Below are 13,957 nucleotides of genomic sequence, written 5' to 3'. Positions count from 1 at the left end.
AAATGAGCTGGGAAATGTATCTCCAAGCTCATGTATTTTGCTGTCCATTTTTTACTAAAGCACCTCGTTAGTTGAAGAAGAAAAGTGAAGCTTATTCAACAATCGGGCCTTTTAGTTGAAGATAAGTGATGTTGTCTCATTAAAAAAATCCACTCAATTGCTGAGTGGCTTTCCAATCTCCCAATGATAGCCAAACGGATCGACCACGCGCCCTACACGCCAGCCGTAACCTTCACTTACAGGAGCGACTTCGGTTGCTCCTGCGACGAGCGCCTGCTCAAACATCGAATCTGGATCTTTTACTGTTACAATCATTCGAAAAGATCCTCGTCCTACCGTATCAGGGCTGGAGTCTGGGTCCTCTTGAATCCAGAAATCTGCTCCCCCTAAGGATAATTGAGTGACAACGGGCTTCCCATTATCGTCGTTAAGAAGATATAGCTTTACCACGCCAAACGCAGCTTGGTAATAGTTTATTGCCTCCGCCACGTTGCTTACTGAAAGCCAAGGGGCAATATTAGTCTTGTCTCGATCTGACTTTGGCGAATAGCTGCTCATCTTTGCACGTCTCCCTTAAGTAACACATCCTCGGTTCTCTTATTGAAATTTAGCATACGTCTCCTCCTCCTAATTTTACTTATTATAAGCGTCAATACAATATTTTCGACATAGTCTCCTTCATTCCCTGTAAAGTTTAGTAAAACTTACTAAACCGTTATTATTGTTCGTTTCACCCCTATTAATCGTAAACATTTATGGTTGTAAGTACCAAAAGATCAAGAGACTACTGCTATTTTTCAGCGATCTGGCCCGATTGTTGAACACAAGTTAAACAACACTCTTGAACTAAACTGCACCGTTAGTTTAAGTGTAAACCTTCAAAAACTCATTCTTATTTTAACATAAATATCCAGTTTAGGTGAAAAAAATTTAATCAGTTGTAGGGTAGGTGTCACCATACCATTTTAATATAAATCACCCTTTTCCTTTAACATACTTTTTTAGTTCAAAATAATAAAAGCACTGAGTGGACGAAATTGACTCTTCGTATGCTTTTAAAAGAGTAGAACAGGATATTAAGTACCTCATTAACCAAACCTTCTACACCATGTCTCTATACATTATAAGAGGACGACGGAGAAACACCCACCACAAGGTTACCGAAAAAAGTGGATCATGAAGCGTTCACTTCACGATCCATAATTCCAACAGAAATAGTGTAGCCGATGTTTAGTCCAAAGCCCTCGGGAATTGGTGAATACCATATGTACTTAAATGGCGCTTGCTCTTTTCTCAAAAAATAAGAAAGTAGCATATAAAAAACAGCTAGGAAGAGACTTCCTAGCTGTTTTTATGTTCTATTCAAATATAATAACCTAAAAGTAACCCAATCCCAAGAAGAAAAACAAATATCGTGTTTGTGAGTGCTGTATCTTTCATTGCTGGTGCTACTTCGATTGTATTTTCTTTTTCTCTAAACAATTTAATCGCATGAATTGGTTTTTTTATGCTTAGTAAGACTAAAAGAGTCCAAGGGGTAACAACTTGCATAATTACTAAAATAACAATCCATATGTAGGATATGATAAAGTAAGAAGCTAAGATGGTAACTGCATTTTTTCTACCTACGAGTATTGCCATTGTTTTTCTGCCGCCTGCTTGGTCTTCCACAAGATCTCTAGTATTATTAGAAAGCATGATCCCTGCTACAAGTAAAGCACTTGGAACAGAAAGTAAAATCGCAAAGTTTGGTACAGTTCCAACTTGAATGTAAGTAGCAATTAAAACGATTAACATGCCCATAAATAACCCGCTAAATAATTCCCCAAATGGTGTATATGCAATAGGATATGGCCCACCAGTATATAAGTATCCTATAGCCATAGAGAGTGCTCCAACAATTAATAACTTCCAAGAGCTTTCGTAGCAAATGTAAAGTCCTAGTAATGCAGCAATTCCATAAAGTAATAGAGCTAATTGCATGACTGTTTTAGGTTTAACACCATTTCGAACAATTGCTCCACCAATTCCAACCGATTCTTCATGATCGAGTCCTCGGGCAAAATCGTAATATTCATTAAACATATTGGTTGCAGCTTGAATAAAAAGACAAGCAAATAACATAGCCAAAAATAGTAGCCAGTTAATGTTAGCGTAGTAAAGAGCGATCATTGTTCCTAAAAATACCGGAGCAAATGAAGCAGTCAAAGTATGTGGTCTTGTTAATTTCCACCAAACGCGCCAGCCTGTATCGGCTTTTAGTTCATGTGACATAGGTTTTTTCTCTCCTTTAAAAGAATCAATATCAATTTTAGCATAGTTTCGCTCCTAAATGTGTGCCGAAAACGGTAGAAAGTTGTATGATTAGGGGTAGAGTATTTTAACCTTACTCAGTATAAGGTCTGCCACTTCTAAAATCGCAGAGGCCAATTTTATTAGAAAAATTAACTATTCAAAAGGTAATTTTACGGAGGTAATATATATGCCGAACACCACCGGCCAAAAGAAGACAACATTACGTTTCTATACGGAAACAATTGAGGTATCGAGATTATCCGCTCATGCTTTTTTTGAGGCAGGAGATGAATACTATAAAGGTAAACGTTTTTTCTGGCAAAATAAAGAGAAGAATTTTACATTAGTAGGATTAGGACATGCTCATACAATTGCCAATGAACTTGAAGAGAAAAGATATCAGGATATTGCTTCAAAATGGAAAGAGTTATGTCAGTTATCTCTAAAGGAAAAAGCAGATGTATCACCAATACTTTTTGGTGGGTTTTCCTTTGATCCATTCAATAAAATATCTTCAGAGTGGGATACATTCCCATCTGCATTTTTTGCAATATCTACTTTTCAATTAGTTATTCGAAATGAACAAGCGTTTGTCAGTATTCATTTAATAACGGATAAAGAAAATAATATGGATACGTTTGAACAACTTCGAATCGAAAGAGATGCTTTAATACACACGTCTCAAGTAAAAGAATTAAAAAATCATGCTAAGTCTAAATTAGTTGCAAGAGAAGATCGGTTAAAAGAAGCATATTTACAAGCAGTAGAAGATGTTACGAAAAGAATTAGGGAAAATGAAGTCAAAAAAGTTGTAATAGGACGTTCTCTAAAACTTACATTTGATGAGGTTTTTTCTTCTGCAAGTGTTCTTTATAATACTTCCATAGAGCAACCAGAAAGCTATTTATTTGGATTAGAGAAAGACAATAAAATATTTTTTGGTGCCACACCTGAACGCTTAGTAAAGGTTGAGCACGGAGAGGCGCTTTCGGCAGGAATTGCAGGTTCGATTAAACGCGGTGAAACATCAGTTGAGGATAGACAACTTGGTGAAAGTTTATTAGCTGATCCGAAAAATTTAGCAGAGCATAAATATGTCGTGGATATGATTAATAAAGTCTTTGAGCAATTTTGCGATGAAGTGAAAGTTCCCTCAAGACCTAAACTACTTAAAATAAGAGATATCCAGCATTTGCATACGCCAATACAAGGACAGTTAAAGAATTCTGCTTCACTTTTTCAGTTGGTAGAAGCATTACATCCAACTCCAGCAATGGGTGGCGAGCCAAGAGAAGAAGCAGTTACCATCATTAGAGAATCAGAGCAAATGAATCGTGGGTATTATGCGGCACCTATAGGTTGGATAGATACAGAGGGCGATGGTGAATTTGCGGTTGGCATTCGCTCTGCATTATTAGAAAATGAACATGCTTATTTATATGCGGGCGGTGGAATCGTTGCTGAGTCCTCCTCTTTAGAAGAATTTGAAGAAACACGTGTGAAGTTTCGACCAATGCTTCGGACACTTGGGGGGAATATGAATGAATAATAGTGCTTATTTGACGTCATATGTCAATCAATTTGTTGAAACAGTAAAGCAAGCGGGTGTGGAAGATGTCGTCATCTGCCCTGGATCTAGATCGACACCACTCGCATATGCTTTTGCAAAAAGTGAAGGATTTCATTTTTATCGTCAAATCGATGAGCGATCAGCGGCATTCTTTGCATTAGGAATCGCGAAAGCAAAAAAACTGCCAGTGGTATTACTGTGCACATCAGGGACAGCTGCAGCGAATTTCTTCCCTGCTATTGTAGAGGCTTATTATGCCCGTGTTCCATTACTTGTTATTACAGCAGATCGTCCGCATGAACTACGGGAAGTTGGAGCACCTCAAGCGATTGATCAAGTCCATTTGTTTGGAAAGCATGTGAAATGGTCTGTAGATTTTCCTATCCCAGAGGATAATGATGAAAGTTTACCTTTTATCGAACGCCATATTCATCGTGCAATTACGACAGCAAAAGCCTTGCCAATGGGACCGGTTCATATTAATGTACCATTCCGTGAGCCTCTTCTGATTAATATGGAGCAGCAACATTCTTCGATGCAGGTAAGTCAGACGGAAATGGGACAACTAGTGCCTAGTGAGGGGTTTATTAGTTGGTACAAGGAATTATTGCAAACGAAAGAGAAGGGGTTAATCATTGTTGGTGATTCACTTCCAACAATGGCAGGATTTTGGGAGTTTGCAAGAAAGGTTCAATGGCCAGTATTAGCAGATCCTTTGTCTAATTTACGTTGTTCGATTCCAGAAGATTGTTTGCCTTTATGTATTGATCAGTATGATGCGATTTTAAAAGAAAATGCATTTAAAGGCTATGTTATTCCGGATGTTGTTATTCGTTTTGGAGCGCAGCCTGTTTCTAAACCGCTCACACAATTTTTAAAAGCATGTAAACCGACCATTTTTATCGCAGTTGATGAAAGTCCTATTTTCCGTGACTCGCTTCATATTGTGACACACCATGTTCAGGTTGGAGCTACTTCTTTATGGATTCCAATGGAAGAAAAACTATCATCTAGCTATTTAGAAGATTGGACAAAAGCGAATAATATAGCTACCAAACACCTTCAAGCTTATATGGAAGTAGAAGAGGACGAAGGGGCACTTGCAGCTATTTTATTTGAATCATTACCAAATGGTGTTGATCTATTTGCGAGTAGTAGTATGCCGATTCGTGACGTAGATACATTTTTCAATAAAACAACGAAGGATATCCAAATATATGCTAACAGAGGTACGAACGGGATAGATGGTGTTGTTTCTACTGCACTTGGTGTTCAAGTAGCGAAAAATCGTCCTAGTTATCTACTTATTGGAGATTTAGCTTTTCTCCATGATGTTAATGGTTTGATCATAAGTAGATTTCAGCAAACTGATTTAACAATTGTCATTATGAATAATGATGGTGGTGGTATTTTTTCTTATTTACCTCAGTCCAATGAAACAAATTACTTTGAGCACCTATTTGGAACTCCTACTGGCTTAGAATTTTCACATATTGCTGCTATGTATGATGCACAATATGATGCAGTACATTCAAAAGAGCAATTCGTTCGTGTATTAAATCAGCAGAAGATGAAAGATGTTCGTATAATTGAAGTGTTTACGAATCGGCAAGTGAATACAGAAACACACCGAAAACTATGGGCAGCTATTTCGGAGGAGCTAGACTCGATTTGGAAAGTTTAAATGTAAAAATTCGTAATATAATTATGCATGTGAAGAGATATAATATCGGAGCAGGTGAAAAAATAGTATTCCTTCATGGGTTTACTGGTTCTAGTGCTACATGGGATGAAGTAATCACCCTTCTTCCTTCATCCGTGGAAATATTAACAGTTGATTTAATTGGACATGGGCAAACATCTAAGCCAACCGAATTTACTCGCTATTATGCCGAAGAACAAATAGAAGACTTGCATAAGTTATTTCAATTGTTGGAATGGAGTCATTTTACGCTCGTCGGTTATTCTATGGGAGGTAGATTAGCGCTTGCTTATGCAGCTAAATATTCTGTAGACAAGTTAATTCTTGAGAGTAGTTCTCCTGGCTTAGCTAATGAAGAAGCGCGTGTAACAAGAAAACAGGCGGATGAATTGCTTGCGGAAAGAATAGTAAATGAAGGAATTTCTGCCTTCGTCGATTTTTGGGAGGACATTCCTTTATTTCATTCGCAAAAAAGCTTATCATTCGAAAAACAGAAGGCTATTCGGTCGGAAAGACTTGCAGGATCAGAAGTGGGGCTCTCGAATAGTTTGAAAGGATTTAGTACAGGAATACAACCTTCTTACTGGGGTAATCTAGAAGTTATGAAAGTTGCAACTACCTTAGTTACTGGAGAGTTAGATCAAAAGTTTTATGAGGTAGCTGTTGAGATGAAAAAAATTCTTCCAAACAGTAAGCACATGCAAATTAGTAATGCGGGACATGCAATTCATGTGGAAAATCCCGAATTGTTTGCTACAATAGTAAAGGATATTATTTTAAAGGAGGACTAAGGATGACTCGTGAATGGACAACCTTACATACATATGAAGATATTAAGTATGAGTTTTATAATGGGATTGCAAAAGTGACGATTAACCGTCCGGAAGTACGAAATGCATTTCGTCCAAAAACAGTAATGGAAATGATTGATGCATTTTCACGCGCGCGTGATGATAGAAATGTAGGTACTATCATTTTGACTGGTGAAGGGGAGCATGCATTCTGTTCAGGCGGAGACCAAAAAGTACGCGGACATGGTGGATACGTTGGAGAAGATGAAATTCCTCGTCTAAATGTACTAGATTTACAACGATTAATCCGTGTAATTCCAAAACCAGTTGTAGCCATGGTAGCTGGTTATGCAATTGGAGGAGGACATGTACTTCACGTTGTTTGTGACTTAACAATTGCTGCGGACAATGCTAAGTTTGGTCAAACAGGACCTAAAGTTGGTTCTTTTGATGCTGGATATGGTTCTGGTTATTTGGCTCGTATTATCGGACATAAAAAAGCGCGTGAAATTTGGTATTTATGCCGTCAATATGACGCACAACAAGCGCTAGATATGGGCTTAGTCAATACGGTAGTTCCTTACGCACAATTAGAGGACGAAACGGTACAGTGGTGTGAAGAAATGCTTGAAATGAGCCCAACTGCACTTCGTTTCCTAAAAGCTGCAATGAACGCAGATACGGATGGTTTAGCAGGTCTTCAACAATTGGCAGGAGATGCTACACTTCTTTACTACACAACGGATGAAGCAAAAGAAGGCCGCGATTCATTTAAAGAAAAACGTAAACCTGATTTCGGTCAATTCCCACGTTTTCCATAATTATTGCATCAATGAATTTTGAGAAAGCTGTCCTTTTCTAGGGCGGCTTTTTTATCTAAAGGAGACGAGTACTTTGTATCCGAATTTATTAGTAAAACGTTCAAGTCTAACACCAAATCGAATTGCTTTAAGATTTAACGAGAAAACATGGACATTTGAACAACTGTCTAATGAAGCCAATAAATTTGCAGAAAAACTATATACTAAGGGCATAAGATCTGGAATGAGAATTTCCATTTTAGCAGCATCGGATCCACAATTAGTCATTGCAATACACGGGTGTATGCAACTTGGTTGTGAGTTAGTTATGTTAAATGAGCGGTTAACTGATGAAGAGTTGCGTTATCAATTACAGGATAGCAAAACTGATTATTTATTAGTCGATTGTGTAGAGAAAAGAAATTTAACTTATCCTAATAGGCTCTCATTTGAAGAGATCAAGCTAGTAGAACAAACTACATTCAAAATAGAAAAAGAGTGGCCAAAAAATCGAACTATCACGATTATGTATACGTCGGGAACGACAGGTAATCCAAAAGGGGTTCGGCAATCACTCGAAAATCATGTGATGAATGCAACTGGTTCTGCACTCAATTTAGGAGTTCAACCAAATGATTGCTGGTTATGTACAGTTCCTTTATTTCATATTAGTGGTTTTTCTATATTAATGCGTTCCGTTTTGTATGGGATGACGGTAAATCTTCATATAAAGTTTGATGCAGAAGATGTAGTGGAAGAAATTATTAGTGGAACAGTTACTAGGATGTCTGTCGTTGCAGTGACGCTAGAAAGAATTATTTCGGTTCTAGAAGAAAGAAATGTATCCTTTCCAAATACGTTTCAATCGATGCTAGTAGGTGGGGGACCAGTGCCGTTAAATTATTTAGAAAGGGCAATTCAACGAAATATTCCTGTGCTACAAACATACGGAATGACAGAAACTGCTTCTCAGACAACGACATTATCGAGCGAAGATGCTATTCGAAAATTAGGCTCTGCAGGTAAACCGCTTTTCTTTGCTGATGTTCGTATTGATGGAGAAGATCAAATTGGAGAAATTTGTATTAAGGGTCCACATGTGACAAATGGGTATGTAGGTGCAGCTGAGTTGAATAATCCTTTAGTAGACGGTTGGCTTCATACGGGTGACATAGGATATATCGATGAGGAAGGGTATTTATTTGTAGTGGATCGCCGTTCAGATTTAATCATTTCCGGTGGTGAAAATATATATCCTGCGGAAGTAGAGCAAGCATTAGCAAAACATCCAACGGTGAAAGAAGTGGGTGTTGTTGGAAAGCAAGACGACAAATGGGGACAAGTTCCTGTTGCATTTGTTGTGTTAAAGGAAGAGGTAAGTGAAGAAGAGCTAAGAGCATTTATGAAAACGGAAATGGCTTCTTATAAACAACCAGTTGCCTATCACTTTATGGAGCAATTGCCGAGAAATGCTTCGAATAAGCTGATGCGCAGAGAGTTATTTAAGTGTGAGCAAAATTTGAAATAAATGGCTAATGGAGATTAAAAGATGACTGAAAGCAACCAATTTGCTCATGTAAGTAACCATTTGTTCTCTATATATGCTCCTAATTGAAAAAAGCCATCTTTTGAGCATATAGCGCAGGTTAATGGGTTTATGGAATCAGAAGGGGCTTAAGCCATCCTTTTAGGGGCGGATAGCCACACTTAATGTGCATATAGCGCAGGTTAATGGGTTTTTGAAATCAGAAGGGGCTTATGGCATCCTTTTAGGAGCGTATAGCCACGCTTAATGTGCACATAGCGCTGCTTAATGGGTTTATGTAATAAGAAGGGGCTTATGGCATCCGTTTACGAGCGGATAGCCACACTTAATAATTAAAAAATGACTTTTTTTAATAAAAGATTAGAATGTAAATGAAAAATGGATCGTGAAGTGACGTAGTCACATCACGATCCATAACTATAACGGGAATAGTGTAGCTGATGTTTCGTCCAAAGCACACGGGAAATAGTAAAGACAAAATACACTTAAAGGCCGATTCCATTTTTTCATTTAATTCAGTGCAGTTTTTAATGTTTCTAAATTTTTGTTCATTAATGTGAAATACGTTTCATTATTTTCAACATCTTTTTTGGATAGAACGCCTAAATTGTGTAATACTAAGCTTTTAGCACCAACTTCTTTTTGAATGACTTCCGTTAGCTTAGAAGAAACGTTTTGTTCAAACAAAATGTATTTAATATTTTTTTCTTTTGCTAGTTCAATGATCTTCGTTAACTGTTTTTGAGAAGGTTCATCTTGCGAATTAAGACCAGCAACTGAAATTTGCTCTAAGCCATACGCATGTGCTAAATAACCAAATGCTGCATGGGAAACAAAAAACGTTTTATTAGGAGCATTTTGTGCCATTTCTTTATAGCTTGTATCTAATTGTGTTAATTGTGCGATTAACGCGTCATAATTTGTTTCAAATTTCTCTTTTTGTTCAGGAGCAGCTTCCACAAGCGAATCTTTGATAGATAAAGCTAAACTTTGACTAATTTGTGGAGAAATCCAAACATGTGGATCTATTTTACCATGGTCATGGTCGTGCTCCTCTTCGTCTTCATCTTCATGTGAGTTAGCTTCTAATTGGTCTTTCGGAACTGCATCAACTGTTGCAACCATTTTCACATGTTCGTTTTCTAATGTTTTTTTCGCATTTTCAACGAAACCCTCTAAACCTAGTCCTATGTAAAAAAATAGGTCGGCATCTGCGAGATTCATCATATCTTTTTGAGTTGGTTCAAATGTGTGTTCGTTTGAGCCTGCAGGATAGATAGAAGTTACATTTACTACGTCTCCGCCAATTCGTTCTGCGAAATATTGTAGCGGATATACGGTCGTATAAATTTGTATTTTATTGTCTTTTTCTTGTTTATCTACATTTATGGATTCTTTGTCTCCACAAGCGGCGGTAAATAATGCAAGTATAATTACTAGAACTAGTAAAAGTGTTCTTTTCATCTTGCCATCTCCTAAATAGTAATGATTACGTTTTGAATTTTTTCAACTTTTTAAGCTTACAAGAAATTATAAAAAAAAGCAAGAAAAAAACCTTTGAAGTTATTTTTTCTTCAAAGGCCATTCTTCTGGAACAGGGTCAAAGCCACCTTCGTGAAAAGGGTGGCATTTAGATATTCTTCTTATTGTTAAGTATCCACCTTTTATTGCACCATGCTTTTGCACAGCTTCCACACCGTAATGCGAGCAAGTTGGATAGAATCGGCAACTAGGCGGTGTTAAAGGGGAAATTATTTTTTGATAGAATTTAAAAATCCATAATATTATATGCTTCATTCGTTATTCAGCTTCCTTTGGTTTGTTTTCGCTTACGTTTATTGTATGAAAAAAAGTAGTCTATTAAAGAAGGAAGAAGTTCTTTTCAAAAATTAATAAAATCAGATTGTAACCGATATTAAGCTTGTAAGAAGGAGGAATGACTATGGATATTAATTCCATTATGTCTTCTCAGTTAATGGAGTTACAACAAACTGTTCAAATGAGTGTTCTAAAAAATGCGATGAACATGGAAACAGTAGCTGCTGTTGGACTGTTAGAGGACATGCCTCAAGCATCTGCACCTCATCCTTATAAAGGATCAGTTGTGGACGTTCAAGCTTAAGAAAAAGTGGAAGATGCTTGAAGTCTAGAATAATAAAGAAAAACATGTGCCCATGTGGTGCATGTTTTTTTGTTTTGGAGACATACTTAATAAAAAGGATGTGTGCAAATGGCATTAAACAAAGTGTATGTTTCTGTGACAAATAAGAAAGTATTTTCGTATCCAGATGAGTCTCCATGGGAATTCGAAGTAGTAGCAAATCGCGAAATTATTCCAGTATTTCAAAAGCTTTTTGAACAGCTAAGTACAGTAGAAGCAAGTAACTTTTGGAGAGCACATATTCCAATAAGATTATATCATGAGGATAGAGAAAATGATCAATACGATAGAAGAATGAAAAAAATATATGCACTGATTCATGAATTTGGGGATGAAGAGTCAAAAATATTTATAGAACAGCTTCCATATTTTAATGAAAGTAGGAGAGTATTCATTGAGTAATATTATACGTAGAAAAGGGAACGAAACAAATACGAATTACCGAAATGTCAGTTCGCTATTAAACCAGTCACCACAACAAAGATCAGAACAAAACATAGCACAAAATAGAGAAGAAGGAAATGAAAATTACAAATTAGAACAAAAAACACTTTCTGAGGAGAATTTCGCTCAGGAGAAGAAGGAATTATGAAGCGTTGAGACTTAGCTTGATTGCTAAGTCTTTTTTTCATACATATGTTACCATTGAAAATAAATCGAGGAATTGGGAGGAAACATGCTTAAACATATTATTTTACTCATTGGGCCAACTATTATGATATTTATTGGACTTTCTTTATTACATAATATTTTAATAACATTTTTTCTGTTTTATGGATGGTTATTGTTTATTCCATTAATAATCGTATATTGGAATAAGGAAAACAGCAATCGTATACTTATTTCTTTATCCAAAAAGTCGACTCTCGTTGGTGTTGTAAGTGGATTGATTTGTTTGATTGCCATTTATAGCTTCGTATTTATTTTTCAATCCTCTGTTTTGGATATACCCCAGTTGCAGCAATTGCTAGAAGAGTGGGATTTTAGTGGGAAAAAGGTTGTTTTGCTTGTACTAGTATTAGTCCTTATCAATCCGATATTAGAAGAATTTTATTGGCGTGAATTTATGTATGGTCATCTAGTACTTAAATTAGGGAATGTGAAAGCGATTATGATTACATCCATTTTCTATAGCTTATACCATCTGATTGTTGTCATGGAAATCTTCAGTTTCCCTTTTAATGCATTGGCAGTTATTCCAGTTTTTCTTGCTGGAATTATGTGGGGAATTTTCCGATTTAGACTGAAATCTATTGCTGCACCAATTATTAGTCATTGTTTAGCGGATATCGGGATAATGTTGGTGTATTGGAATATAATAGTTCCTTCTTAGATTCTAATGATGTTGCATAATTTATGTAAGTAAAGGAGAAATAGTTCATGTTATCATTCCGAGATTTAAACGGAATACGTGTGGAATTAGCTTTTGAAAAAGGATCGTTGCCAATAGAGCCTATGCATGTTTTAGTGCTGGCAAAGCATCAAAACAAGTGGTTATTAACGAAGCATCCAAAACGAGGCATTGAGTTTCCTGGTGGAAAAGTGGAGGAAAACGAATCGCCTATAGAAGCTATAATTCGCGAAACATTAGAAGAGACAAATGTCTCAATAAAAAGTGTAGAGTGGATTGCAGAATATCTTGTGTATGATGAAACTCCATTTTGTAAGGCGGTATATATTGCAAATATTGACCATATTAATGTGGAAGGTCCAAATTTTGAAACTGATGGTGCTGTTTGGCTAACTACGCATGAATTTTTACATAGTAATAATTTAAGTTTTCATATGAAGGATACTGGTATGCAAGCAATTTTAGAGAAGGTGACTACACTTGAAGGAAAATGGAACGATTGAGAAGACGAGAATTTATCCATCGCCAAATCCTCATATTAAGTTAACGGAGATCACTTATTGGTCATGCGGATATCGTGTGAAGGGATTACTTGCTGAGCCTAGAGAAAAAGGTCCATACGAAGGTATTTTATACTGCAGAGGTGGCATGCAAAGTATTGGCATGGTGAGACCTGCTCGTATTGCGCAAATTGCTTCAGAGGGCTTTATCGTATTCGCACCTTATTATCGTGGAAATCGAGGTGGGGAAGGCAGAGATGAATTTGCTGGAGAGGATCGATGGGATGCAGTTTATGCAGTCGATGTGTTAAAGCAATTTACTTTGGCGAGGATTCATTTATTCGCTTTTTCACGTGGGGGAATAATGGCTCTATGGACAGCTATTTTACGAAATGATATTACATCCATCGTGACATGGGCAGGAGTTTCGGATATATATTTAACATTTGAAGAACGAACAGATATGAGAAGAATGATGAAAAGAGTCATTGGCGGTACACCATCAAATCATGTTCAAGCTTATGAAAATCGAAATGTTCTTGCTCATTCACATGAAATAAAAGCAGCAACACTCATCATTCATGGGATGCTAGACACAAATGTTTCCGTTGAGCATGCAAACGTTTTAGAGTCAGCATTAGTAGGGAATAATAAAATAGTTGAAACTTGGTATTACCAAGAGTATACACATTTTTTTCCTAGTAAAGTAAATCGACAAGTAGTGAAGGATGCGTGTAATTGGATGAAACGGCAGAAAGGAGTTTAGTCGATGGGAAATGTAGTTGTTACGATTGAAACAATGAGTTCAGAGAAGAAGTCTTCATTTCCATCGAATGTAAGCTTTTGGACTGATCTTTGGGATAACTATACAAATGAATTTCAAGAAGTTATTATCCAATGTTGGAAAGAGGAAGAAGAAGTTGTAAATGAATTGCAACCGAAAGCTGCCTCTTCTAGGAGCGAAGGGCTTATAAAGGTATTAACAATTAATTTGAATGAAGAAAACTGTACTTATTTGAGAGATCATTCCATAGATACTAAAGGTGGATTAAAATGGTTCGCGATGTTTTTTAATATAGAAGGGGATGAGCGGTTAGAAGTGAGTCATTATGGTTCAGAAATAATTTTATATAAAACGGATGAAGAAAGAGCAAAAGAGTTTATTTCCATCTTTCCTTCATCCATCACGACACATTATTATGATGAAAATGCAGATTAAAAAGAGGATGTCACCAATATAA

Annotated in this window: 16 protein-coding genes; 12 read left to right on the top strand and 4 right to left on the bottom strand. The window is 36.7% G+C overall.

What is annotated here, in order from left to right; all coding sequences use genetic code 11:
- Window positions 1-153 precede the first annotated feature (153 nt).
- Window positions 154-558 (bottom strand): VOC family protein, encoded by a 405-nt coding sequence (locus tag ACEPXD_RS13020; RefSeq protein WP_391116572.1) that lies wholly within the window; start codon window positions 556-558, stop codon window positions 154-156.
- 804 nt (window positions 559-1,362) lie between these two features.
- Window positions 1,363-2,274, bottom strand: coding sequence for a 1,4-dihydroxy-2-naphthoate polyprenyltransferase (locus tag ACEPXD_RS13015; protein WP_391116570.1), 912 nt, complete (start codon window positions 2,272-2,274; stop codon window positions 1,363-1,365).
- Between the two features lie 208 nt (window positions 2,275-2,482).
- Here ACEPXD_RS13015 and ACEPXD_RS13010 point away from each other — a divergent pair, with 208 nt between their 5' ends.
- From ACEPXD_RS13010 to ACEPXD_RS12990, 5 genes are all read left to right on the top strand, one after another.
- Window positions 2,483-3,844 (top strand): isochorismate synthase MenF, encoded by a 1,362-nt coding sequence (locus ACEPXD_RS13010; protein WP_391116568.1) that lies wholly within the window; start codon window positions 2,483-2,485, stop codon window positions 3,842-3,844.
- Window positions 3,837-5,549, top strand: a complete 1,713-nt coding sequence (menD, locus tag ACEPXD_RS13005) for a 2-succinyl-5-enolpyruvyl-6-hydroxy-3-cyclohexene-1-carboxylic-acid synthase (protein WP_391116566.1) — start codon at window positions 3,837-3,839, stop codon at window positions 5,547-5,549. Before ACEPXD_RS13010 ends, menD begins: the two co-directional genes overlap by 8 nt.
- Window positions 5,537-6,358, top strand: coding sequence for a 2-succinyl-6-hydroxy-2,4-cyclohexadiene-1-carboxylate synthase (gene menH, locus ACEPXD_RS13000; protein ID WP_391116564.1), 822 nt, complete (start codon window positions 5,537-5,539; stop codon window positions 6,356-6,358). Before menD ends, menH begins: the two co-directional genes overlap by 13 nt.
- A 2-nt stretch (window positions 6,359-6,360) precedes the next feature.
- Complete coding sequence (menB, locus tag ACEPXD_RS12995) at window positions 6,361-7,179, top strand: 1,4-dihydroxy-2-naphthoyl-CoA synthase (protein ID WP_391116562.1); 819 nt, start codon at window positions 6,361-6,363, stop codon at window positions 7,177-7,179.
- A gap of 73 nt (window positions 7,180-7,252) precedes the next feature.
- The gene (locus ACEPXD_RS12990; RefSeq protein WP_391116560.1) at window positions 7,253-8,686 is read left to right on the top strand and encodes an o-succinylbenzoate--CoA ligase; all 1,434 of its coding nucleotides are present in this window, start codon (window positions 7,253-7,255) and stop codon (window positions 8,684-8,686) included.
- 528 nt (window positions 8,687-9,214) lie between these two features.
- On the opposite strand, the gene ACEPXD_RS12985 is transcribed toward ACEPXD_RS12990, so the two are convergent.
- Window positions 9,215-10,168 carry a metal ABC transporter solute-binding protein, Zn/Mn family gene (locus ACEPXD_RS12985; RefSeq protein WP_391116558.1) on the bottom strand — a complete coding sequence of 318 codons (954 nt, stop codon included), beginning with the start codon at window positions 10,166-10,168 and terminating at the stop codon, window positions 9,215-9,217.
- 99 nt (window positions 10,169-10,267) lie between these two features.
- A complete protein-coding gene (gene yidD / locus ACEPXD_RS12980; protein WP_391116556.1) occupies window positions 10,268-10,501 on the bottom strand; it encodes a membrane protein insertion efficiency factor YidD in 234 nt (77 codons plus the stop codon).
- A gap of 145 nt (window positions 10,502-10,646) precedes the next feature.
- On the opposite strand from yidD, the gene ACEPXD_RS12975 reads away from it, so the two are divergent.
- The 7 genes from ACEPXD_RS12975 to ACEPXD_RS12945 all read left to right on the top strand — a co-directional run bounded on the left by ACEPXD_RS12975 (window position 10,647) and on the right by ACEPXD_RS12945 (window position 13,935).
- Window positions 10,647-10,826, top strand: coding sequence for a YjfB family protein (locus tag ACEPXD_RS12975; RefSeq protein ID WP_391116554.1), 180 nt, complete (start codon window positions 10,647-10,649; stop codon window positions 10,824-10,826).
- Window positions 10,827-10,934: 108 nt separating this feature from the next.
- A complete protein-coding gene (locus tag ACEPXD_RS12970; protein WP_391116552.1) occupies window positions 10,935-11,267 on the top strand; it encodes a transposase in 333 nt (110 codons plus the stop codon).
- Window positions 11,260-11,457: a hypothetical protein gene (locus tag ACEPXD_RS12965; RefSeq protein WP_391116550.1), complete on the top strand. Its 198-nt coding sequence runs from the start codon at window positions 11,260-11,262 to the stop codon at window positions 11,455-11,457. Before ACEPXD_RS12970 ends, ACEPXD_RS12965 begins: the two co-directional genes overlap by 8 nt.
- 84 nt (window positions 11,458-11,541) lie before the next feature.
- Window positions 11,542-12,198, top strand: a complete 657-nt coding sequence (locus tag ACEPXD_RS12960) for a CPBP family intramembrane glutamic endopeptidase (RefSeq protein WP_391116548.1) — start codon at window positions 11,542-11,544, stop codon at window positions 12,196-12,198.
- 47 nt (window positions 12,199-12,245) lie between these two features.
- On the top strand, window positions 12,246-12,719 hold the full coding sequence (locus ACEPXD_RS12955; protein WP_391116546.1) for an NUDIX domain-containing protein: 474 nt from the start codon (window positions 12,246-12,248) through the stop codon (window positions 12,717-12,719).
- Complete coding sequence (locus ACEPXD_RS12950; protein WP_391116544.1) at window positions 12,697-13,482, top strand: alpha/beta hydrolase family protein; 786 nt, start codon at window positions 12,697-12,699, stop codon at window positions 13,480-13,482. The genes ACEPXD_RS12955 and ACEPXD_RS12950 overlap by 23 nt, the downstream gene beginning before the upstream one ends.
- Before the next feature lie 3 nt (window positions 13,483-13,485).
- Complete coding sequence (locus tag ACEPXD_RS12945) at window positions 13,486-13,935, top strand: hypothetical protein (RefSeq protein ID WP_391116542.1); 450 nt, start codon at window positions 13,486-13,488, stop codon at window positions 13,933-13,935.
- Window positions 13,936-13,957 lie beyond the last annotated feature (22 nt).

Source organism: Psychrobacillus sp. L3, assembly GCF_042945595.1.
Lineage (GTDB): Bacteria > Bacillota > Bacilli > Bacillales_A > Planococcaceae > Psychrobacillus.
This window is presented reverse-complemented; position numbering and strand designations above follow the sequence as displayed.

Bases quoted from the DNA above. Each gene is read 5' to 3' on its own strand.
- ACEPXD_RS13020 (WP_391116572.1), bottom strand. From the start codon at position 558: ATGAGCAGCTATTCGCCAAAGTCAGATCGAGACAAGACTAATATTGCC.
- ACEPXD_RS13015 (WP_391116570.1), bottom strand. From the start codon at position 2,274: ATGTCACATGAACTAAAAGCCGATACAGGCTGGCGCGTTTGGTGGAAA.
- ACEPXD_RS13010 (WP_391116568.1), top strand. From the start codon at position 2,483: ATGCCGAACACCACCGGCCAAAAGAAGACAACATTACGTTTCTATACG.
- menD (WP_391116566.1), top strand. From the start codon at position 3,837: ATGAATAATAGTGCTTATTTGACGTCATATGTCAATCAATTTGTTGAA.
- menB (WP_391116562.1), top strand. From the start codon at position 6,361: ATGACTCGTGAATGGACAACCTTACATACATATGAAGATATTAAGTAT.
- ACEPXD_RS12985 (WP_391116558.1), bottom strand. From the start codon at position 10,168: ATGAAAAGAACACTTTTACTAGTTCTAGTAATTATACTTGCATTATTT.
- yidD (WP_391116556.1), bottom strand. From the start codon at position 10,501: ATGAAGCATATAATATTATGGATTTTTAAATTCTATCAAAAAATAATT.
- ACEPXD_RS12975 (WP_391116554.1), top strand. From the start codon at position 10,647: ATGGATATTAATTCCATTATGTCTTCTCAGTTAATGGAGTTACAACAA.
- ACEPXD_RS12970 (WP_391116552.1), top strand. From the start codon at position 10,935: ATGGCATTAAACAAAGTGTATGTTTCTGTGACAAATAAGAAAGTATTT.
- ACEPXD_RS12960 (WP_391116548.1), top strand. From the start codon at position 11,542: ATGCTTAAACATATTATTTTACTCATTGGGCCAACTATTATGATATTT.
- ACEPXD_RS12955 (WP_391116546.1), top strand. From the start codon at position 12,246: ATGTTATCATTCCGAGATTTAAACGGAATACGTGTGGAATTAGCTTTT.
- ACEPXD_RS12945 (WP_391116542.1), top strand. From the start codon at position 13,486: ATGGGAAATGTAGTTGTTACGATTGAAACAATGAGTTCAGAGAAGAAG.